The organism is Leminorella richardii (genome assembly GCF_900478135.1).
Lineage (GTDB): Bacteria > Pseudomonadota > Gammaproteobacteria > Enterobacterales > Enterobacteriaceae > Leminorella > Leminorella richardii.
Genome location: NZ_LS483470.1, coordinates 1,777,763 through 1,798,807 on the forward strand (window position 1 = coordinate 1,777,763; position 21,045 = coordinate 1,798,807).

The 21,045-nt window shown below is 50.1% G+C and carries 18 protein-coding genes and 1 tRNA gene; 15 read left to right on the top strand and 4 right to left on the bottom strand.

From position 1 onward, the window contains the following. Positions 1-120 precede the first annotated feature (120 nt). The 7 genes from DQM29_RS08250 (at position 121) to DQM29_RS08275 (ending at position 10,631) form a co-directional block, all read left to right on the top strand. The gene (locus DQM29_RS08250; protein ID WP_232054880.1) at positions 121-1,506 is read left to right on the top strand and encodes a TolC family outer membrane protein; all 1,386 of its coding nucleotides are present in this window, start codon (positions 121-123) and stop codon (positions 1,504-1,506) included. 42 nt (positions 1,507-1,548) lie between these two features. Beyond that, the gene (locus DQM29_RS08255) at positions 1,549-3,687 is read left to right on the top strand and encodes a type I secretion system permease/ATPase (RefSeq protein WP_111740237.1); all 2,139 of its coding nucleotides are present in this window, start codon (positions 1,549-1,551) and stop codon (positions 3,685-3,687) included. A 13-nt stretch (positions 3,688-3,700) separates the two neighbouring features. Further along, entirely contained in the window at positions 3,701-4,870 is a 1,170-nt protein-coding gene (locus DQM29_RS08260) for a beta-barrel domain-containing protein (RefSeq protein ID WP_111740238.1), read from the top strand. Positions 4,871-4,983: 113 nt separating this feature from the next. Next, on the top strand, positions 4,984-5,802 hold the full coding sequence (locus tag DQM29_RS08265) for a helix-turn-helix domain-containing protein (RefSeq protein WP_111740239.1): 819 nt from the start codon (positions 4,984-4,986) through the stop codon (positions 5,800-5,802). Positions 5,803-5,855: 53 nt separating this feature from the next. Continuing rightward, positions 5,856-6,161: a DUF6506 family protein gene (locus DQM29_RS08270; protein WP_111740240.1), complete on the top strand. Its 306-nt coding sequence runs from the start codon at positions 5,856-5,858 to the stop codon at positions 6,159-6,161. 794 nt (positions 6,162-6,955) lie between these two features. Next, on the top strand, positions 6,956-7,195 hold the full coding sequence (locus DQM29_RS18810; protein WP_462927031.1) for a transposase: 240 nt from the start codon (positions 6,956-6,958) through the stop codon (positions 7,193-7,195). 217 nt (positions 7,196-7,412) lie between these two features. After that, positions 7,413-10,631 (top strand): autotransporter outer membrane beta-barrel domain-containing protein, encoded by a 3,219-nt coding sequence (locus DQM29_RS08275; protein WP_111740241.1) that lies wholly within the window; start codon positions 7,413-7,415, stop codon positions 10,629-10,631. Positions 10,632-11,020: 389 nt separating this feature from the next. Here DQM29_RS08275 and DQM29_RS08280 read toward each other — a convergent pair. After that, positions 11,021-11,096: transfer RNA gene (locus DQM29_RS08280), tRNA-Thr, on the bottom strand. A 630-nt stretch (positions 11,097-11,726) separates the two neighbouring features. On the opposite strand from DQM29_RS08280, the gene alr reads away from it, so the two are divergent. From alr to DQM29_RS08295, 3 genes are all read left to right on the top strand, one after another. Continuing rightward, positions 11,727-12,941: an alanine racemase gene (gene alr / locus DQM29_RS08285; protein ID WP_111740242.1), complete on the top strand. Its 1,215-nt coding sequence runs from the start codon at positions 11,727-11,729 to the stop codon at positions 12,939-12,941. A gap of 87 nt (positions 12,942-13,028) precedes the next feature. After that, complete coding sequence (locus DQM29_RS08290; RefSeq protein WP_111740243.1) at positions 13,029-13,505, top strand: hypothetical protein; 477 nt, start codon at positions 13,029-13,031, stop codon at positions 13,503-13,505. A 117-nt stretch (positions 13,506-13,622) separates the two neighbouring features. Beyond that, on the top strand, positions 13,623-14,012 hold the full coding sequence (locus tag DQM29_RS08295) for a DUF1090 domain-containing protein (protein WP_111740244.1): 390 nt from the start codon (positions 13,623-13,625) through the stop codon (positions 14,010-14,012). 45 nt (positions 14,013-14,057) lie between these two features. Here DQM29_RS08295 and DQM29_RS08300 read toward each other — a convergent pair whose 3' ends face one another. Continuing rightward, entirely contained in the window at positions 14,058-14,522 is a 465-nt protein-coding gene (locus DQM29_RS08300) for a hypothetical protein (protein WP_111740245.1), read from the bottom strand. Between the two features lie 63 nt (positions 14,523-14,585). Continuing rightward, on the bottom strand, positions 14,586-15,626 hold the full coding sequence (locus DQM29_RS08305; RefSeq protein WP_111740246.1) for an AI-2E family transporter: 1,041 nt from the start codon (positions 15,624-15,626) through the stop codon (positions 14,586-14,588). A 369-nt stretch (positions 15,627-15,995) separates the two neighbouring features. Here DQM29_RS08305 and DQM29_RS08310 point away from each other — a divergent pair, with 369 nt between their 5' ends. Continuing rightward, positions 15,996-17,150, top strand: coding sequence for an HD domain-containing protein (locus DQM29_RS08310; RefSeq protein ID WP_111740247.1), 1,155 nt, complete (start codon positions 15,996-15,998; stop codon positions 17,148-17,150). 227 nt (positions 17,151-17,377) lie between these two features. Continuing rightward, positions 17,378-17,776, top strand: a complete 399-nt coding sequence (locus tag DQM29_RS08315) for a hypothetical protein (protein WP_111740248.1) — start codon at positions 17,378-17,380, stop codon at positions 17,774-17,776. A gap of 127 nt (positions 17,777-17,903) precedes the next feature. Here the strand turns inward: DQM29_RS08315 and ltaE are convergent, their stop codons facing one another. Then, positions 17,904-18,965, bottom strand: coding sequence for a low-specificity L-threonine aldolase (gene ltaE / locus DQM29_RS08320; protein WP_111740249.1), 1,062 nt, complete (start codon positions 18,963-18,965; stop codon positions 17,904-17,906). A 410-nt stretch (positions 18,966-19,375) separates the two neighbouring features. Here ltaE and DQM29_RS08325 point away from each other — a divergent pair, with 410 nt between their 5' ends. The 3 genes from DQM29_RS08325 to DQM29_RS08335 all read left to right on the top strand — a co-directional run bounded on the left by DQM29_RS08325 (position 19,376) and on the right by DQM29_RS08335 (position 21,013). Then, the gene (locus DQM29_RS08325) at positions 19,376-19,846 is read left to right on the top strand and encodes a C40 family peptidase (RefSeq protein ID WP_111740250.1); all 471 of its coding nucleotides are present in this window, start codon (positions 19,376-19,378) and stop codon (positions 19,844-19,846) included. A gap of 9 nt (positions 19,847-19,855) precedes the next feature. After that, positions 19,856-20,545 carry a helix-turn-helix transcriptional regulator gene (locus DQM29_RS08330; protein WP_111740251.1) on the top strand — a complete coding sequence of 230 codons (690 nt, stop codon included), beginning with the start codon at positions 19,856-19,858 and terminating at the stop codon, positions 20,543-20,545. 102 nt (positions 20,546-20,647) lie between these two features. Then, positions 20,648-21,013, top strand: coding sequence for a VOC family protein (locus DQM29_RS08335; RefSeq protein WP_111740252.1), 366 nt, complete (start codon positions 20,648-20,650; stop codon positions 21,011-21,013). The last annotated feature ends 32 nt before the right edge of the window (positions 21,014-21,045 follow it).

Below are 21,045 nucleotides of genomic sequence, written 5' to 3' on the forward strand. Positions count from 1 at the left end.
ACCTGGGCTGCCGCGACCTTCCTTTTCGGGGCGCGGCCTGACGACGCAGAACCGTTGAGTCAACGTGATTTCAGCTTTCTGCGCGTAATAAATAGCCGTCATCACACATAGGTGGGGCACATGATGTATACGATAAATCGCTTCAGGCCGCGCGCAGCGCGGCACTGGAGTATTCTGGGTTTGGTAGTTATCAGTAGCATATCGGTATTGGCTTTCTCAGAAGCTAACGCCGCTGAACCGGATGACTACCGCTGGAGCGCAGCGCCCAGCGAGGCACAGCTTAATGCACTAACCATTCGCGATGCGATCCTGAGAGCGTTTTCTCGCAATCCACAGATTGCTCAAGCCGCAGCTCAAATTGAAGTCGGGCAGGCAAACCTAAGTGCAGCTGAAAGCGCCTGGTTTCCACAGGTTTCTTTGCAGGGGGGGGCTGGTCGTTCTCACCAAACGGACTCTGCGGGATCGTTGAATAACAACGGGTCGGTGGGGATGAATCTGCAACAGCTGCTGTACGACTTTGGTAAAACCAGCGGCAGCATTGACGAGCAGAATAATCTGACCGCCGCCTATACGTATCAGATGTACAGCACGATGAACGCCGTTGGGCAGCAAACGCTGCAAAACTATCTACAGGTTAAGCGCTATCAGGAATTGGCTCAGGCGTCGATGCGCAACCTGCTGTCGCTACAAAAGGTGCGAGATATGGCGCAAATGCGTGCAGACGCCGGGCTCAGCTCGCAGTCTGACGTGCTTCAGGCCAGCTCGCGCATTGCTGCAATGAACGCCACCTATGAACAGTATCAGTCACAGGTGCGCTCTTCTCAGGCCGCGCTGGCGGCACTGACCGGCGCCATCTCCGATAATCTTCCCGATGTACCGCAAAGCCTGCTCAAACAGGAAATGAAGCAAACGCTGTCTTACCAGCAAAACAACGCTGTGCGCAGCGCTCAGGCAAAGCAGCAGGCGGCGGCTCAGCGCGTTGAGCAGGCTAAGGCGCAGCGTTGGCCGACGGTGTCGGTTCAGGCCGGGCGTACTCGCTACTCCTATAACACCGGCAACTACTGGGACGACCAGATTCAGCTGGTGGTCAATGCGCCGATTTATCAGGGAGGCGCGTTGAATGCAAAAATTGACGCAGCTGAAGGAGAACGGCGTGCCGCTCAGGCTGAAGTCGAAGCCAATAAGCTGGATATTAACCAAAAGGCAGCGACGGCCTATGCCGATATGTACGGCGCTGGCCAAAGGCAAATGGCTGGAAAGGCTCAACAGACAAGCGCAGAGCAGACGCGCGGCGTTTATCAGGATGAATATAAGCTCAGCAAGCGCAGCCTTAACGATCTTCTTAGCGTCGAACAGGACGTCATGCAGGCTGACGTTGCCGAGATTGGCGCGCGCTATGACGCCTGGGACGCGGCGGTTCGCTATGCCGGTGCAGCAGACAACCTGCTGGACATGTTGGGTATTGTTCGCCACAAGGCCGAAGACGATGCGCTGCCCGCTCTGTAACGACAGGGCTACGCGCTCCATCCGCATATTGGGGAAACTGCAATGACAAACTATCCCGATACCGAAGTCTGGATCACCACCATGGCGAGAGCCGCCGGGCAGTTTGGTTTATCTATCGACGTTCCCGCGCTGCGTCAGCAGATGCGCTGGTATGAAAGCCTGCCTTTGCTGCGCCGTTTGGAATGCATCGGTGGAATGATGGGGCTACAAATCAGCACATCTCCGGCGGCTAAGACGCGCTGGAGAAACGAGCTGCTGCCGGTTATCGCTCAGCTTCAGGACGGCTCTCCCATTGTGCTGGAGTCGATGGACGCCGACGGTAATGTGACCTACTGGCTAGGCGCTAGCGGCAATATGAAGCGCGAAGTGGCGCTGGATGAGCTGCTGACGAGGCTTCAGCCAGACGTCATCCTGTTGGGCATTGCCGATCGGGGTAAAGATGCGCGAATTGACGAATTTATTCGCCCTTATCAGCAGCACTGGTTCTGGCAGCATTTTCGCCATGCTGGCCGCCAGCTGGGGGAAATCTCGCTGGCGTCAGTCGTGGGTAACGTGCTGGCGCTGGGGGGCATTCTGTTTTCCATGCAGGTGTATGACCGGGTTATTCCCGCTGAATCCTATCCTACGCTGTGGGTGCTTTTTTTGGGCGTGCTGGTAGCCGCAGCGCTGGAGTTTGCCGTTCGTCAGGCGCGTACGCACATTTCGGACATTATGGGAAAGGTCGTAGATCTCAAAGTCTCCTCGCTGTTTTTTGCCCGAGCGATGGCGATTAAAAACGACGAGCGGCCGAAGTCTACCGGCTCTTTTATTTCTCAGCTGCGGGAAATCGATCAGGTGCGCGAGCTGTTAACGTCGACAACGCTGGGGGCAGCTGCGGACATGCCGTTTGTGCTGCTGTTCCTTGGCATTATGGCGTGGGTTGGCGGCTGGCTGGTGCTGATTCCGTTGTTAGCTATTCCTCTTATTGTGATCCCCGGCATTTTGGTGCAGTGGCCCATGGCGAGGCTGGCTAAAGAGGGGATGCGCGAGAGCGCCATCCGCAATGCCGTTTTAGTGGAGTCGATTGAAGGGGTTGAAGACATTAAAGCACTGCAGGCTGAACCCTATTTTCAGCGGCAGTGGGAGCAAACTCATGCGGTTAGCGCGTCGATTGGCATGAAACAACGGCTGTGGGGCTCACGCCTGACGGGGTGGGCTTCAACCGTACAGCAAATCACCTATGCGGGTATGCTGGTGTTCGGTGCCTATCTGGTGCTGGCGGGAGAAATCACCACCGGAACCATGGTGGCCTGTAGCCTGCTCTCGTCTCGCACTATTGCACCGCTGATGCAGTTGACGATGGTGTTTTCCCGCTGGCAGCACGCTAAAAACGCCATGGAAGGGCTGAATGAGCTGTTGAAAAAGCCCCTTGACCGGGATACGGAAAAGAATATGGCGCGCTGTCCGGTACTGTCCGGGCACTATCAGCTGCAAAACGTGCAGTACAGCTATGATGAAGAAAAGGCTGTACAGGCTTTGCACATTGATAGCCTAGAGATTAAGGCCGGGGAGCGAGTAGCCGTTCTCGGCAAAGTGGGCATGGGCAAATCAACGCTGCTTAAGCTGCTTTCCGGTCAGGCTGAAGCCAACCGGGGAAAGGTGATTATCGACGGTGTGGATATGAGCCAGATCGATCCGGTAGACGTGCGCCGTCAGGTTGGGCTGCTGTCTCAGGATTCACGTCTGTTTTTCGGCACTCTGCGTCAGAATCTGATGCTGGGGCATCCACACGCCACCGAGCAGGAGCTTATTCAAGCGCTGCGTATCAGCGGTGCATTGAGCCTAGTGCAACAGGACGCCGCCAGTCTGGATCGCATGATCAATGAAGGCGGCCGGGGGCTGTCTGGCGGTCAGCGGCAGATGGTGATGCTGAGTCGACTGATTGTGCGTAATCCACAGGTAGTCCTACTGGATGAGCCTACTGCATCAATGGACGAGCATCTGGAAAACTATGTGATTCATCAGCTTGGAAACTGGATGACGGGCAGGACCCTGGTATTGGTAACGCATCGCCCTGCGCTACTGGCGCTGGTTGACCGAATTATCGTGGTGGAAGGGGGCAAGATCGTTGCTGACGGCCCGCGCGACGAGATACTGACAAAGGCCAGCCGCAGCGCTCACGTTGCGTCTGCGGTTGCCTGAGAGGAGGCGCTTTATGATTCAACCTTCCATGAACGATGAGCTGGCGCGCCACAGCCGCTGGTACTCCTCTGTGGTTTGGCTAACGCTGCTGGGGCTCATTCTGTTTTTCCTATGGGCGGGCTTTGCCACACTGGATGAGGTCACCGTCGGAACCGGCAAGATAACGCCATCGTCCCACTCCCAGCAGATTGAATCTCTCGACGGCGGCATTGTGTCTGAGCTGCCCGTGCAGGAAGGGGACATTGTTAATCGAGGGCAGGTATTGGCTCGCCTTGACCCTAAACGCTTCCAGTCAAACTTCGGCGAGGCTGCTTCTCGCGCGCGAACGCTGAGGGCTTCTGCCGAGCGCCTTCGGTCAGAGTTGAGCGGTGAACCGCTGGTTTTCAGCGCTGACACGCTTCGAGAGCCGGAGCTGGTTGCCCGCGAGCGGCAGCTGTATGAGTCTCGCCGCCGAAATCTGGATGAAACGGTCGAGAACTTTCAACAGTCCTACCGTTTGATCATGGCCGAATTGAAAATGACTCAGCCACTGGTAGCGAAAGGGGCCGCCAGTCAGGTAGAGGTGATTCGGCTACAGCGGCAGGCCAGTGAACTCAAGGGAAAAATCGACGAGGCGCGCAACCAGTATGCGGTAAGAGCCAGAGAAGAGCAGGTCAAGAATAACGCCGAACTGGACGCCCAGCTTGAAGTCGTCGCGGGTAAAGAGGATCAGCTGAATAGAGCGACGCTGATTTCTCCTGTGCGCGGCATCGTGAAAGACGTACAAATTACTACCGTCGGAGGCGTGCTTGCGCCGGGCGGTAAGCTAATGGAGATTGTACCGCTGGAAGACCGCCTGCTGGTGGACACGCGCATTAACCCGAAAGATATTGCCTATATTCGCAGCGGCCTGCCCGCCAAGGTGAAAATTACCGCCTATGACTCTTCTATCTATGGCGATCTCGAGGGGACGGTTGAAGTGATTTCTCCGGATACGCTACAGGACGAAGTGCGACGCGATCAGTACTACTATCGTGTCTATGTGCGTACACAGAGTGCACAGCTGCACAACAAAGCGGGAAAAACGTTCCCGATTTTACCGGGCATGGTGGCCAGCGTTGAAATTAAAACTGGACAAAAAACGGTGCTCGACTACCTGATCAAACCACTGAACAAGGTCAAAGAAGCGCTGAGGGAGCGCTAAAAGAGACTGCAAGTTTCATCGCTACGCTTTTGCAATAGACAGACATCTCAAAAACGACGCGTTGGGATATACTGTGCGAATATGAGACAACGGAACATGTCTGAGACGTAAAGATGAAGTTAACCGAAATGTATCCCTCGCCTTTGCTGCGCGGTTACGTGAGCCGCTACTGGTCATGGCAAGAAGAGGGCAGCCTGCCGCCTTTACTGCCCGGATGCGGCGGCGAGCTTTTTTTCTATCAGAGCCCTGTCGATACGATCCAATCCCACGTTAACAGCGTGACGCGGCCAGCCAGTTCTCTGCTTTTGCCTAGACGCGCGGCCTTTCACTTTCAGCTTAATGCCCCAGTGAGCTTTATTGCAGTGCGCTTTCGAACCGGCGCGCTGAGGCACTTTAGCCCGCTGCCGGAAACAGTGATGACGGATACTTGCCTCAGTCCGATAGACATTTGGGGGAAGCCGGTAGCTGAGCTGGAGCAGCGCCTTTGCGAAGCAGCGAACACTGCCGCGCAGGTACAGCTCATCGAGCGGTTTTTACTTCAACAGCTGGCGCTGAATAAAAAATCGTCCCATCTCTGGCTAGATGAAGTGGTTAACCGAATGTACTACCGACATCGAAGCGTTACTCAGGGCGAACTTACGGCATTTTCGGGCTTTGGCGCTCGACATTTTCAAAAGATATTTAAAAATCATTTTGGCATCGCGCCGAAGCGCTTTCAGCGAATTATTCGTTTCGAGCAGCTTACTCGGCACCTGTTGTTAAACCGCCAGCAGGACTATCTGTCGGCCGTGCTAGACTACGGTTATTACGATCAGTCGCACTTTATTAAGGACTTCAAATTTTTTATCGGCGCATCGCCGTCCGGTTTTCTCCAGGAAAAAAACTTTAGTTCGCATTTTTACAATACCCCTTCATTGCGCTCAGTAGGATAGAGGCGGTCAGAAACGGTTTCTGACCACGCTTAATATCACTATGGAGGCACTGTATGTCGCTTAAAGCCGCTTTTATTTTTATTTCACCCGAAGGAAATGCCGATATTCATCACGCTGATGTCTGTACGGACAGCGTGAGTGTGACCACCTGTGCAGTAAACAGCTATCAGGCTGCTTGCGATCTCGCTATAAGGTTGGTTAATCAGGGGACTGTCGCCATTGAGCTCTGCGGTGGTTTCGGTATTGAGGGCGTTGCTGCAGTAAAGCGCGCGGTTGAAGGTAAAGCGGTGGTTGGCGTTGTTCGCTTTGACCACCACCCCGGGCTTCAACACCAAAGCGGTGATAGTCTATTTAGTTAGGACAGATCTGCTTTTGACCGATCAACCGCATGGGCATCCATGCGGTTGTGCTTTACAAGTCTGCGCGGCGCTGAAGTGGCAAGATAAGCCTCTTAAGAGCAAGTATTAGTCGTTTTTGAATGATAAATACGTTGCCTAATTAAAATAAAAAAGAGAGTTTTCATTATAAATTGAAGGAATATGATTTCTTTCTTTTCTAATTATTCAAACGGTGAAGATTTAGCTGTTTTTTATGATTTAAACGGTTGTGAGAATTATTTTTTTAGATAATCAGTGCTACGGTTTCATCTTGAGCTTCCCTTAAAGGACACGGTTTCTCCGGTAGTCCATCAAATATACGCTGTTGAAAAACATATCTTTTTTATCGACGTTAGTACGTTCCAATCTGCCTTGGTAAGCGAAAAAATCCTTTTAAATGATAGTGTTATAGAGTCATTGAGTCAAAAAATCATAATCACTAGTGTTATCACTTGTATTTTGACTAATGTCGATCTTTTATTTTTGTTTTTTAGCAATATCAGTATTTAGTTTTGTTTTTAATGGTGTTTTTCAATTTATTGGTCTAATCAGTTGATGAATGGCATTAATTCGATCTATTATTTTATTAAAAGAATGGTTTTTAAACTTTCTGGGATTTTCTTAAACGCCTATTTCATACGGTTAATGGACTGAGAAAACCGTTGCTTGATGCATTTTGGATGAAGCGAAAAATCAAACGTTTTTACTGAAAGCGGATTGGGTTGCCGTATCAGTTAATGCAAAGAGAAGCATCATTATTGTTTCTGAGGTGATATATGGCATGGACGGCATTTAAAACATATCGATTAATCACCACGCCAGAATGTAAATTCTGCGGCAAAAAAGACAGCGTTCGTAAACACGGGCGAGGAAAGAGTGGTATGCAGCGCTACCGCTGTGAACGCTGCAGTCGCACGTTTCAAACTAAGTATATCTATCCAGCTTACCGTTCTGGATTACAGCACGAAGTTGCTCACCATCCCTTAGGGAAGAATTCGCCTGTCAGAATAGCTTAGTGTCCAAATAAATATAGAAGCCGCTAAATGCTGCAGTAGCCCATTCGTTTTAAAAGCGTGCGGCAATGGCAGTGTGAGTGAGGAAGACTTTAACCGCATGGAATAGAAGATATTTGCTACGCGCGCTGGCGCAGGCAGAAGGTCAACCGGGCGACAAAGACTGACGTTCACAAAGCCCTTAAAAAATACTGTTATATTAAATAAGGAAGTTATTAATATGCTCAAGAAATATAGAGCGTCCATACTAGGCTCTGCGATAGCCTCAGCGCTGTTCACTACCTGTACGATACCGGCCTTTGCGGCCAACATCATCGTTGACAGTCACCAAACGGTACCGGGTGATTTTCCCTCTTCTTGGACTATCGCTCTGGGAGACCAGCTGCTTATTGGCCACAGCGCTAACGGCGAATTGACCATTAGTAGCGGTGCAAATGTTTACACACCTTCACCCATCCAGATCGGCGGCGCCATTAACGGCCCGAGCTATGGAACCGGCGTTGTCGGTACCGGAACCGGGACGCTAAACGTGCAGGGCGTGGGCACTATTTTGACCTCAAAAGGCGACTTTACCGTAGGTAAAACCGCGACAGGCAGTTTGACGGTAACGGATAAGGCTTCCCTGATCGCCTCTAAACTGTACGTTGGTTTTGACGGGAACGGCGAGGCTTTAATATCAAACGGCGCGACGGCGCAAATCGGTATCTTTGATATCGGCGGCGTTCAAGGCTGGTATAACACAACGTATAGACACGGAACCGGAGAAGGTAAGGCCACGATTACCGGTATAGGTACTGACGTTGACGTCTCCACCTACATTACCGTTGGCAACAATGCGAAGGGCTATCTGGAAGTTCTGGACGGAGCAAAAGTAGCTATCAACACCGGTACGGGCACTTTTGGCGGAATTTTAACCATTTCTAACCTGGGGAAAAGCGGAACGGTTGTTGTTGACGGCGCAGGCTCGCAGCTTACGTCAACCCAAGGCATTTTAATGAACGGGGATGCTGCCGCAACTGCGGACTCCTGGGCCACGCTAAAGGTCTCTAATAGCGGATACGTTCACACAGACGACATGCTGAAAAGCACTATTTCTTCAAACAGTCGCGCCAGAATCGACGTGGTTAGTGGCGGTAATCTGGACGTAGCAAAAAACGTCTATATAGGGGCTAATAACAGCTCAGTTCAAACGGAAAACGTGATTAATATTGACGGAGGTGGTTCGTTTACCGCTAAAAGCGCCTTTATTGCGGCCAGAAACGACAGCGCTAAGCTGGATGTAAATATCAGCAACGGCGGGAAACTGCTGGTCGGAAGCAATGCCGGCCACTGGGCTGCGTTTAACGAAGGTGTGAATTCAGTCACCAACTTCAATATGTCGACAAACGGTGTGTTTGAAGCGCCAGAGGTTTATCTTGGATTTCGCGGTACGACAAACCTAAATATCATGTCCGGCAGTCAGTTTATTATTTCGGGTCTGACCTATATTTCAGATGACGCTGCCAGCCTGACCAACATACTCGTGTCCGGCGCGTCGTCACTGTACTCGACGGATTCAGCCTATGTTGCCTTTGACGGTACGGCAAACATTTATGTTGCTGATTCAGGCACGTTTCAGTCAACGAATGGAATACATCTGGCTTACGGCAGTGGGGCGGCAGCTACCCTCAATGTTGGCACTGGGGGTAAAGCCGGCACTGTTGATACGCCCACCATCATTGGCTACGCGGGCGGCGATGCGCAGGTTAATTTCCGCCATTCCGATGAGGCTGCTTTTGCTCCAGTCATGAGCGGAGCGCTTGGCGTCAATGTGGAAAATATCGCTAGCGGCAACACCATTTTTACTGCGCAGAATACCTATACCGGGGATACCCATGTAAAAACGGGGAAACTCTCCGCGGGAGCGGCAAACGCGTTTAGCGCCAATTCAGCCGTCTCGGTTGATACCGGTGGCGTACTCAATCTTAATAACTACGATCAGAGCGTTGCCAGCCTGACCCACAAAGGCCTGCTTACTTTCGGCAATACTCCTGGCACCACGATGGAAGTGACCGGTGACTACGTCGGTGACGGGGGCACCATTGCCTTCAATACCGTACTGGCCTATGACGATGCGGCAACTGACCGCTTGGTCGTTCTTGGCAATACGTCGGGCACGACCAATGTCACCGTTGCTAACGCCGGAGGAACAGGCGCTCAAACGCTGGACGGAATCAAAATTGTAGAAGTGCAGGGCGCGTCTAACGGTGTCTTCGTCAAGGCGGCGGGGCAACGTATTGTTGCAGGCGCCTATGAGTACGATCTCGCCCGCGGTACGGATGCCAGCGCCAATAGCCAAAGCAGCAACTGGTACCTGACCTCTACCTGTGTCAACGGCGTCGGAGATTGTGAAAATCCGGGCGGAGGCACCGAACCAGGAGATCCGGATCCGAAGCCGGGAGGAAATGACGATAAAGAGCATATCTACCGCCCAGAAGGCGGCGCCTATATCGATAACATCGCCACGGCTAACCAGGCTTTTGTCCACACGCTGCACGACCGTTTGGGCGAGCCGCAGTATACCGATGCGGTAAAGGGACAGATTGAACATCCTACCAGCATGTGGTTAAGAACCGTTGGTGGACACAATCGTTCACACAGCAGTGATTCACAGGCAAAAACTCAGAGCAACCGTTTTGTTATTCAGGGCGGCGGTGATATTGCCAGCTGGAGCAGCAGCGGAGAGGATCGTACTCACATTGGCCTGATGTTTGGCTACGTCAATGGTAAAGGTAATACGCAGTCGCGCCTGACTGACTATAAGGCTAAAAGTCAGACTAACGGCTACAGTGCAGGTGTTTACGGTACGTGGTACCAGAACGACGCAGAGAAAACGGGCCTGTATGTAGACAGCTGGGCACAATACAACTGGTTTAAGCACTCGATTAACGGCGATAATATCAGCGGTGAAAAGTATAAGTCTCGAGGCGAAGTGCTGTCGCTGGAGTCGGGCTATACCTTCTTGTTGAAGGACAACAAAGCGCGTCAGGAAAAGCTGTTTTTACAGCCACAGGCTCAGGTTGTCTGGATGAACGTCAAGGCGAAAGATCATCGCGAAACGAACGGAACCCGCGTTTCCAGCTACGGTGACGGTAATCTGATGACTCGCTTGGGGGCGCGTTTATACTTGCAGGGGCAACACGAGCAGGATCGCGGTAAAGATCGCGTATTCCAGCCTTTTATCGAAGCGAACTGGCTGCACAATAGCAAGAACTTCGGCGCTAAAATGAACGGTGTTCGCGTCGATCAAGAAGGCTCAAGAAACCTGGGTGAGTTAAAGCTGGGTGTTGAAGGTCAAATTAACAAACGGCTTAACCTGTGGGGCAACGTTTCTGAAAAATTGGGCAAGAGCGGCTACAGTGATACGTCAGCGTTAATCGGTATCAAATATATGTTCTAACGTTTGTGTGACCAAGGACGCTAGTCTGAAGGCCTATGAAAACTCTGAATAAGAGATCGTAGGCCTTTTTCTTTTTTTACAGCGTATTGATTCACTTTCAAGCGGGCAGTTATTGAACCAATGGCTTTGAGTGAGTAGGAGAGGATAAACGATTGGCTTGGTTACATGCCGGGTTAGCTTTTATCCTTTACCAGCGTGAGTGTCAGACGCGAACATCCCTCAAATGCAGCATCAATGGCGCCTGCGAGATAGCCTGAAAAACGAGGCGACCACTCGCTTAAGGGAGAAAATAGCGTTGAGCCGAGCGTTTTATTAAGAAATTTATCTTTTTTTGTTGATAAGATTCTTATCATTTAAATAAGCGGTTTTATTCAGTTTATTGATTTAACTGGTGCCGGTAATAGGAGTCGAACCTACGACCTTCGCATTACGAATGCGCTGCTCTACCAACTGAGCTATACCGGCTTGAGGAAGGTGTCTTGCGACAGGTGCATAACATAGTGAAAATCCGATTGAGCGTCAAGTGATTCTAGGCTGTCAGGCCTTTGCCTGCTTAATATCTCGTCACTGTAAGGGAAGGACTCAGCCGATTGGTTGAGGGAGCTGTTGGCGAATTTATGAGGGGTGATTTAGAAAGAAAACGCCGTTCGAAATTGAACGGCGTTTTCTTTTTGTCTTGATTCTCGTTTAAAAGAAGTGAGGAGTGGACAGCTCAACAACGGTATCGGAAATGCGCGCGAACGTTGATTTAATTAGCTTTGCCATAATGTATCCTCCTTTCAGTAGTGAACAAACAGTGTTTCTTAACCAGTAAACGTGATTTTAGTCACATAAATAAAATCATCAAGCCTCACTCAAAAAAAGTTTAAATGCTAAAAAACGTTTTAAGTAAAGAGAGATTGGCAGCTGTAAATTAAAGCGGACACATCGAGACAGCATTCCTATCAGCAGAACAGTATTCGAAAAAAAAGCATTTTTATTCACTATGCGTAAGAAACACACCTTCCAAAAGTGAGAAGTGTGGTAAGTTGAATAAATAGCTAGTAAATCAGCCTATTGGCCTATTTTTATGAAATATTTTCCCAAGGAGCATACATGACATTTCGTTTTCGCCACCTGCTGTTGGTGCCGCTTTTTACTCTGGCTGCCTGTAGCCAGACCGAGTATTCGACGCAGTCAAACGCAGGTCAGCAGCAAGCCGTTGTTAACAATGCTTGGTTAGAAATCTCCCAAAGCGCGCTGGATTTTAATACTAAGAAAGTGCAGGCGTTGCTGAACGGTAAATCAACGCTTTGCGCTATTTTGAAAGGCGATGCTTACGGCCACGATCTTGCTTTAGTGGCTCCAGTCATAATGAAAAATAACGTACAGTGCATCGGCGTGGCTAGCAATCAGGAGCTAAAGACTGTTAGAGAATTGGGCTTTCAGGGGCGTTTGATGCGCGTAAGAAACGCCACTGAGCAAGAGATGCGACAGGCGATAGACTATGACGTTGAAGAGCTTATCGGCAGTCTGGATATGGCAAAACGACTAGACGCTCTGGCTGCGGGGCGAGAAAAAGCGCTGCGCATTCATCTGGCATTAAACTCTGGTGGCATGTCGCGTAACGGGCTTGAAGTGAGTCGTGATGCGGGTTTAGAAGAGGCTAAGGCTATTTCGGCACTGAAGCATTTGAAAGTTGTAGGCATTATGTCGCACTACCCGGAAGAAGATGTTGCCAAGGTGAAATCTGACCTAGCGCGTTTTCAGAAGCAGGCAGCCCGCGTGCTGGAAGTGACGGGCATTCCTCGTGAGCAGGTTAAACTTCACGTCGCCAATACGTTTGCTACCCTCACGGTACCCGATTCATGGTTGGATATGGTGCGGGTTGGCGGTGTGTTTTATGGCGACACCATCGCCAGTACTGAATATCAGCGAGTGATGACTTTCAAATCGAATATTGCCTCGCTAAACCGTTATCCGAAAGGGAATACCGTTGGCTACGATCGCACCTATACGCTTAAGCGAGATTCTCTTTTAGCTAATATCCCCTTGGGGTATTCCGATGGCTATCGCCGCGTTTTCAGTAATGCAGGACACGTGCTGATTCAGGGGCAGCGCCTGCCGGTATTGGGGAAAACCTCAATGAATACCATCGTGGTTGACGTTACAGATTTGAAAAACGTCACCTCAGGGGAAGAGGTTGTCCTGTTTGGTAAACAGGGCAAGGCAGAGATTAAAGCGGAAGAGATTGAAGACATTAGCGGAGCACTGTTTACCGAAATGTCTATCCTGTGGGGAGCGACGAATCCCCGCATTTTAGTCGATTGACTTAGTGCTGTATGGCGGTGGCGGCATGGCTAACAGATAGCGTTAGTCATGCCGCAGCAGAGGCTATATTTGACAAGGCTGTTGCCAATGAATACTAAAATCCGCTCTAAACTGATTGTTTTTACGCTCTTGCTCTATCTTTTGGGTGGCCCGCTTATGGCACTGCTGCTGTTTAGCTTCTATAGGGCTTATCCTGATGTACTAGGCGGTATCTATGGCTTTATTGGTTTGATACTTTTCCTTGTTCCTTTAATAGTGGCTTTTTTGTTTGGTGTTGTACCTTTGAGCCTGTTGGCAATGCTGACCATAAAGCTGCTTACTCAAAAAGTAAGGCTCTATATTGCGCTACCGTTAAACACGCTCTGCGGTATGCTGCTAGGCTTTATATGGCCGCACTGCCTGAATGCATTTTTTGGTCACTCTACGTCAACGCTTATTGACCTGACGGCGATTGGCGGTGTGATTTCTCTGCTGTTTACAGCGTTCTGTTATCTGTATATGCGACGCTGTGAGAGAGTAATGCAAAACTTTGAGCGATTGTCATCTGGAAATAAGACTGCCTAGCCATTTTTCGGTTTATTTGTTTTGCAACGCGTAAATATGTATTTTGTTTTAAGATTTAGTTAAGATCTTGAGGCTACACTTTATGGCGAAGTGTGATGACATAAATAAGGATATGTGATGAATTTCAAAATGACCGCGCTATCGGCCTGCTTAATGGCTCTTTCTTTTGCCTCTACCGCTCAGGCGGCTAACGGGCTTACCGGATGTGCAGCCAAGCAGCATGAAGTGGAACAGCAAATTGAGCAGGCCAAAAAGTATGGCAACTCTAATCGCGTAGCGGGGCTGGAAACCGCACTGAAGGAAATTAAAGACCACTGTACTGACGCGACGCTTAAGGTTCAGCGTGAGCAAGACGTAGCCGAAAAGAAGGCTAAAGTTGCAGAACGTCGTCAGGAACTGCAAGAAGCTCAGGCTGATGGCAGAAGCGATAAGATCGCTAAAAAGCAGAAAAAACTTGATGAAGCGCTTGAAGAGCTGAAAGAAGCAGAAGCTGAGCTTCTGCGCTAATTTCAGACGCTATCGCGCTATAAACCCCGCACCTGCGGGGTTTTTTTATGCTTCTTTGTTAATGAGCCGGATAACGCGAATATTCCAGTGGTGGAGTAGCTCTCTGACAATCAGCAGCGTCGAGGTAAACGCTATGTCATAGGGCGGCGATTTCTCCGTCACAGGGCTTCCGCTCACGATGTCAGCCAACTGATTGAAAACGTCTTCAACCTGCTCAACGGTAACGGTATTTTTCTCGGGAGCACGAACTGACGTAAGGGCAGGGAACTGCCTAACAAAGGCGTTATCAGTGGCTAACGCGGCGAGCTCTCCAAGCCGTTGCCGTTGCGGCATAATGATATCTTCGACAATCTCAATCGCGCGCTCCATCTCAATAGGATGCACAGGGGAATGTTGAAACTGAAACGTAGCAAGACGCTCGGCGCCAATCGGCATACAAATATCTATAGCCAACGTTTTCACTGTGGTTTCAGCATCGCCAATAGAAAGACGACCCGTTACTTCTTTCACGCTTTAACCCTCTATAAAATTAGCCACATTAAACAGAATGCACAGTCACAATAGGCCACAGCGCTAAGGCGCACCGTTTGGTACGTCACTCAGTAGAACGGCAATATTATGCCCGCCGTTGGTCTGTTCCAGAGTAATTTTCAGTACGATAGTCAACGGTACGGAAAGCAGCATGCCTACAGGGCCCAGCAGCCAGCCCCAGAAAATCAGCGAAAGAAAGACGACCAGTGTTGATAGCCCCAGACCACGACCCATGACTTTTGGCTCAAGAATATTTCCCAGAACAAGATTAATCACAAGATAAGACGATGCCACGATCAGGGCATCGTAAGAGCCGCTAAATACCAGTGTCTGTAACACGGGAGGGATCGCGGCCAGTATTGAGCCGATAGTGGGGATAAAGTTCAGCGTAAAGGCCAAAAGCCCCCAGATAAACGCGAAACGAACGTCAAGCAGGCTCAGAACGCCCCATACAACCAGCCCCGTAAGCAAACTAATGGCAGTTTTTAATACCAGATAGTGCGTTACGCCATTAACCGCTCGTGCGATAGCCTCCATTCCCTCTGCGGGGCGGGACATTATTTGATGCAATTTACCGGGAAGCTGTGGCACTTCCAGCAGCATAAAAACCACCGTCAACAGCAGCAAAAGAACGGAAGTCATAGCGTTAGATAGTTGAGTGACTGTTTTGGTCAGCATAGACATGGCGGCATTGGGATCAACATATGCCGCCAGCTCTTCGACAGAAATACTGATCCCAGCATCCTGCAGCCAAAGAGAGAACGTCTGCAATGGGGTAAGAAGCGAAGCGCGATACAGGGGGAGGGTTCTTGCAAGTTCGTTAAGCGCCGTTGCCAAATAGGACGTTAATAAGAAAACGGTAACAACGAGAATCGCTAACAGCAGCGAAACGGCCAGCACGCGGGGAATTCTCAGTTTTTCTAGGCTACGCACGACAGGATTAAGAATGACGGCAATAAACAGGGAAAGAATCAGTGGAACAACGATTGCCGCTGCAACCTTGATGCCGGCCAAAATGATAACCAGCATGGCCAGCATCGTAACAATCTTCAAGCCGTCGGACGTGATTATCGATTTAGACATAAAAAAGTCTCTTTGTGCGTTATTTTGGAGCTAGTGACGGTCAGTGATTACGTCAATAAAAGTGTATTTTAATCATAAACCGATCTTATCGCCGCCCCTTTTATTATTTAAAACGCCCATGTATCAGATACCTAATAAAACAGCGGACTCACTACGTCAGCGATAACAGTAAGTTACGGAGAGTAGGGGGATTTGGTACTTGGCTAAATATATGAATGCCACTCTTTAAATAGACTTTCAAAAGACCGTTTTATCTCTGTCATAAAAGTGTCACTACGCTTTCACGCTACCGTTATACGGCGTGATTATCCTCATCTTGTTTTTAAAGCAATGCCTATAAAGCGACACATAATAAATAAGGAATGAGTGATGAAAAGCGACCATAGTCGACGAATTTTTATTAAAAGTACCGCTACGGCAGCCGCTGCTGCGCTATTTTTTCCTCAGGAAACGGTATGGGCTCAGGGAATATCTCCACGCACTACGCAGACGGTGACTGCGGTTTCTCTGGAGACGTGTAAAGCAATGCGCCCAGAGCAAATGGCCCAAACCTCTTTTTTAGTGCAGCAGGCGCGAGGCTATCTGGAGCAGCAAATAGGTACCGTCAAAAATGCAGAGCTGCGCCAGCTGATTGAAACGATATATCGGCAGCCAGAACCTTTAACTATCCGACGGATGGATGCCGAGAGCCGACGTGACGTTTGGCAGGCCCTTAGAGCTAAAGGCTATACCGAAGCCAGCGAGAGTGACGTTTTTCCACCGTTACCGGCAGCGCGTAAAGACGGCGAGGCGTTTTTTAGCGCACCGGGAAGCGGCTATCAAAGCCATCATGCCTATCCCGGCGGGCTGGCTACTCACGTCGCCACCAATGTCTCGATTACTAACAGTATCATTGATGCCTACCTTAGTGTTTATCACTATCAGGTCGAGCGAGATATCGCACTGGCAGCACAGCTTTTACACGATCTTCATAAGCCCTATGTTTTTCAATGGCAGGAAGACAGAGCCAGTCGGCCAGAACACACTCTGGCCGGAACAGGAGAACACCATATTCTTTCCTTGGCCGAACTGATTTACCGGAAAATGCCGGCAGAACTGGTGGTAGCAACAGCCTGTGCGCATCAGCCGCCTACGGCTGAAAGTGATGAAAAGCAGATTGCCGCTTGGTTAGATGCCGCCGCGTTGATTGCCGGTGCTGATCCCGTTACCTACGGGCTGGTGGTAAAAAAAGGGGATGGATTTACTCTGGCTAACATTGCCCGGCAGGAAGGGTATATCTGCCACTTGGGGGATCATGACTTTGTGCTGTCGGTTCCTGCGGTGAAGCTGACGCTGCCGGTAATGAAAGATATTGCTAAAAGCGATTATGGAATAACAAAAGATGCGCTCGACGGTGTGGCCTTTAACGCGTTACGCAATCGGGTCTATTCATCCTGGAGCGCTATGCGCGTTCACTATGCGTATTCAACGCGGGGAGAGGAAGCGGTCAGAGAACTGATGCATGCTGCCGTCACTCCCGTTTAGAAAATTAGTTAATAGGGCTGACCTGCCGTTAAGTGGAAAAGGTCAGCTCTTTTATTGGCTCTGGTTAGTGAGATAATCTGTTTATTTTATTTATTTTGAATGGTTGAATTAAATTAAAAAGATATATTGAATTTATTGATTGAATTTTTCACCTATGAAAGAATTATACAGCAAAGGGAGGTGCCTGGTCGTTTATTGGATCTTTTATTCACTCAGAAGACATCACCATGATTAAGCAACTCCTTGTTTTGACTTCCCTGTGCGGATGCTTTGCCGTACAGGCCCAAGAATATATTCCTGAAATCCCCGCAGTACATCACGCCGAAGAACGCTTTAACTGTAAAGCATTCAATGCACCAGCAGATAACCCGACGGCGGGCAAGTGGGACGGGATGTACTACTCTGTCTTTGATATGGGAGACGAGTTTCTCGTTGGTCACAGCGGCAAGTGGAAGTACCGTAGCCCAAAACTTATTCAATATAAAAATCAGCGAATTATGGCAGTAGATGCTATGCGCTACGGTGTGGTGGATACGTCTTCAGGGCGAGCGTTTTTCATTGGCGATCGGTCAAAAAACGCGATGATACTTTTTAGTGAATGCGAAAAAATTCAGAAAAAGGCCTAGCGGTTTTTATACAAGATGAGCGTGCCCGCTCAGTGAGAAAGCGAGCACGTTTCGTGACGGAAAAAACTAATGGTGGGAGAGTATAACCACGTTTTTGAATACAACGCTGGCTTTCCGAAGACAGCGGTTACCCCTCGTAAATTCCTCTGGACGCATTCTGTCCGTTCTGGCTGCGAACAGAAATCAGGCTTTTAAATTCTCCCCAAAGATCGACTACGCGCTGAAGATCCTCTCTGGATACGTCAAGGTGAGTAACCAGCCGAGTGACCGGGCCTGCATTAATCAACACACCGCGCTGCTTCATCCAAGGGCCAAGCTGGTTAGCCTCGTTAACGGGGAGGCGGATAAACAGCATGTTGGTTTGCGCACCGGGCTCCATAATCTCAATGCCCATGTCCCCAAGCTGCTGAGCGAGCCACTGGGCGTTTTCGTGATCTTCCCGCAGCCGCTTAACGTTATGATGTAATGCATACAGGGCTCCCTGCGCCAAAATACCCGCTTGACGCATGCCCCCACCGGTCATTTTTCTCCAGCGGCGGGCTCGCTTAATGTAGTCAGCGCTGCCGCATAGCAGTGAACCGACCGGGGCGCCAAGCCCTTTAGACAGACAAATCGTCAGTGTATCGCAGTATTGGGTAAGCGTGCTGAGGGGAACATTCATCGCAACCGCAGCGTTAAAAATGCGCGCGCCGTCAACGTGCAGCGCCAGCTTTTTCGTGCGCGTAAAGGCCCAGGCTTGCTGAAGGTAGTCCAGCGGCAGCGCTTTACCATTGTGTGTGTTTTCCAGACAGAGCAGGCGGGTTTGTGCAAAGTGAATGTCATCCGGCTTGATGACGCTGGCGACGAGATCTAACGGTAGCGTACCGTCAGGAGCTGCATCTATCGGCTGTGGTTGAATACTGCCGAGAACGGCTGCGCCTCCGGCCTCAAACATATAGTTATGGGCCTTCTGCCCGACAATATACTCTTCCCCGCGCTGGCAGTGGCTGAGCAGCGCAACGAGGTTAGCCTGTGTGCCGGTAGGTAAAAACAGCGCAGACTCTTTTCCCGACATCACCGCAGCCTCTTGCTCTAGCTGGTTAACGCTGGGATCGTCACCGTAGACGTCGTCGCCCACTTCGGCGCCTGCCATGGCCTGTCGCATGGCCTGACTGGGGCGGGTTACGGTATCGCTGCGTAAATCGATCATGGAGGCACCTCGGTTATAGGTTATGAATGGGGAGAGTAAGAGATTATTTACCTCAGTTGTACCACGATGGGCGCAATAAGAAAAAGTGAAAACGCCCAGCGTTCAATATTTGAAAGAGGCTAATAGCGATAAAACGGTGCTTGAAGGGAAAGCTCTGCCGTAAAAAACGTTTTGAACTATTATGTAGGATGACTGTTGATGAGAGGACTCTGTCGAGTTTACGGGATTATTTTTTACGGCTGGTCGAAGTAGGATCTTGACGATCGTTTGGTTAGAAAAACGGAGCAAACTCGGGATATGACCAAAAAATGCGTATTAACTCGATAAAATGAACAGATATCTTGTCTTTTTCCCTTAATTAGGCTAATTAAGCATCTGTAGTGAGAATAATATGTGGAGAAGAGACTTCAATGCGTTTACGTCATTTAATCGCTGTGGCTTTATTACTGGTGCTGGCGGGCTGTTCCAGCCATCGTGCGCCGCCGCCGAGTGGAAAGCTCTCCGATCCTATTTACGTTCTTGCCCAGTTGAAAGAGCAGCACAGAACGTGGCACGGTGCGCCGTACCGATATGGCGGCATGTCGCGCAGCGGCGTTGACTGTTCAGGCTTTGTCCTCTTAACGTTCCAAGACAGATTTAACATTAATCTTCCCCGCACTACCCGACAGCAGGCAAACATCGGTTCACCGGTCTCTCGCACTGAATTAATGCCTGGCGATCTCGTGTTTTTCAAAACCGGCAGAGGTGAAAACGGCCTGCACGTCGGTATTTACGACGCCGACGGCAATTTTTTACACGCGTCTACCAGCAAAGGGGTGATGACATCCTCATTAGACAGCCCGTATTGGAAGAGCGCCTACTGGCAGTCTCGCAGGCTCTAAGTACATTTCATGTCACGTCCTGAGCGCCTGCTGGCGCTGTTACAGCTGTTTCGCAGCCATCGATACCCCATTAGCGGCAGCGAGCTGGCCTCTCGGCTTAGCATAAGCTTAAGAACGCTCTATCGCGACATTCGCAGTCTTCAAGCGCAAGGGGCGGCCATTGAAGGGGAAGCCGGTATGGGCTATGTGCTCAGAGAAGGCTTTCTGCTGCCGCCGTTGATGTTCACACCACAGGAAGTTGAGGCACTGATGTTGGGTGCCGAATGGGTGAAAGAGCGGGTGGATGACGAGCTGGCAGATGCGGCGACCCAAGCGCTGGCGAAAATTTCTGCCGTTGTTACGCCTGAGTTACGTCATCGTCTTGAACTGTCACCGCTGATTATTGGCCCTGCGGATAGCAGCCTACACTGTCATGAAGTTATCACTCGTCTGAGAGCGGCCATCGAGAAAGAGCGAAAGCTCGAAGTCAGCTATACGGATAAAGCAGGGCGTTCAACGCAGCGAACTCTGTGGCCGTTTGCCATCGGTTTTTTTAACGATGTTCGCGTGCTGCTGGCGTGGTGCGAACTGCGCAATGAAGCGAGAAGCTTTCGCGTAGACAGGCTTGGTGAGATTCACGAGCTTGATGAAAGATACCCCCGGCGCCGTCAGATGCTGCTCAAAGAGTGGTACCGTCAAAACGATATCCCACATAGCTAATCGACTACTGACAAAAACTGTCACTTCCCCACTGTATATTTCTCTGTACTGACCGGGCATCGCTTTCCCGGCGCGGCTCACCCCATTTATTAAGGAGAATATATGCTAGATATCGACATGATGATTTTATACGTGGACAACCCTGAAGCCAGCTGTGCATTTTATGAGGGGATCCTTGAGCGCGCGCCTATAGAGTCCTCACCGACGTTCGCCATGTTCCGCTTTGAGTCCGGCGTGCTGTTAGGGCTCTGGTCAAAGCATACTGTAGAGCCTAAAGCTGGAGCGATTACTGCCAGCGGTGAACTGGCATTGAGCCTAGCGTCCGAGCAGGAAGTGGACAGCTGCTATCAGCAGTGGAAGACAAAAGGGATACAAATCATTCAGGAGCCGCTGCAGATGGAGTTTGGCTATACCTTCACTGCCTGCGATCTAGACGGCCATCGTCTGCGCGTCTTCAGCGCCAGCTAAGTTCATCTCTGTTCATCATTGATAGAGTAGGA

What these genes read in the sequence shown, in the direction of transcription:
- DQM29_RS08250 (WP_232054880.1), top strand. Translation starts at nt 121, where the DNA reads ATGATGTATACGATAAATCGCTTCAGGCCGCGCGCAGCGCGGCACTGG.
- DQM29_RS08255 (WP_111740237.1), top strand. Translation starts at nt 1,549, where the DNA reads ATGACAAACTATCCCGATACCGAAGTCTGGATCACCACCATGGCGAGA.
- DQM29_RS08260 (WP_111740238.1), top strand. Translation starts at nt 3,701, where the DNA reads ATGATTCAACCTTCCATGAACGATGAGCTGGCGCGCCACAGCCGCTGG.
- DQM29_RS08265 (WP_111740239.1), top strand. Translation starts at nt 4,984, where the DNA reads ATGAAGTTAACCGAAATGTATCCCTCGCCTTTGCTGCGCGGTTACGTG.
- DQM29_RS08270 (WP_111740240.1), top strand. Translation starts at nt 5,856, where the DNA reads ATGTCGCTTAAAGCCGCTTTTATTTTTATTTCACCCGAAGGAAATGCC.
- DQM29_RS18810 (WP_462927031.1), top strand. Translation starts at nt 6,956, where the DNA reads ATGGCATGGACGGCATTTAAAACATATCGATTAATCACCACGCCAGAA.
- DQM29_RS08275 (WP_111740241.1), top strand. Translation starts at nt 7,413, where the DNA reads ATGCTCAAGAAATATAGAGCGTCCATACTAGGCTCTGCGATAGCCTCA.
- alr (WP_111740242.1), top strand. Translation starts at nt 11,727, where the DNA reads ATGACATTTCGTTTTCGCCACCTGCTGTTGGTGCCGCTTTTTACTCTG.
- DQM29_RS08290 (WP_111740243.1), top strand. Translation starts at nt 13,029, where the DNA reads ATGAATACTAAAATCCGCTCTAAACTGATTGTTTTTACGCTCTTGCTC.
- DQM29_RS08295 (WP_111740244.1), top strand. Translation starts at nt 13,623, where the DNA reads ATGAATTTCAAAATGACCGCGCTATCGGCCTGCTTAATGGCTCTTTCT.
- DQM29_RS08305 (WP_111740246.1), bottom strand. Translation starts at nt 15,626, where the DNA reads ATGTCTAAATCGATAATCACGTCCGACGGCTTGAAGATTGTTACGATG.
- DQM29_RS08310 (WP_111740247.1), top strand. Translation starts at nt 15,996, where the DNA reads ATGAAAAGCGACCATAGTCGACGAATTTTTATTAAAAGTACCGCTACG.
- DQM29_RS08315 (WP_111740248.1), top strand. Translation starts at nt 17,378, where the DNA reads ATGATTAAGCAACTCCTTGTTTTGACTTCCCTGTGCGGATGCTTTGCC.
- ltaE (WP_111740249.1), bottom strand. Translation starts at nt 18,965, where the DNA reads ATGATCGATTTACGCAGCGATACCGTAACCCGCCCCAGTCAGGCCATG.
- DQM29_RS08325 (WP_111740250.1), top strand. Translation starts at nt 19,376, where the DNA reads ATGCGTTTACGTCATTTAATCGCTGTGGCTTTATTACTGGTGCTGGCG.
- DQM29_RS08330 (WP_111740251.1), top strand. Translation starts at nt 19,856, where the DNA reads ATGTCACGTCCTGAGCGCCTGCTGGCGCTGTTACAGCTGTTTCGCAGC.
- DQM29_RS08335 (WP_111740252.1), top strand. Translation starts at nt 20,648, where the DNA reads ATGCTAGATATCGACATGATGATTTTATACGTGGACAACCCTGAAGCC.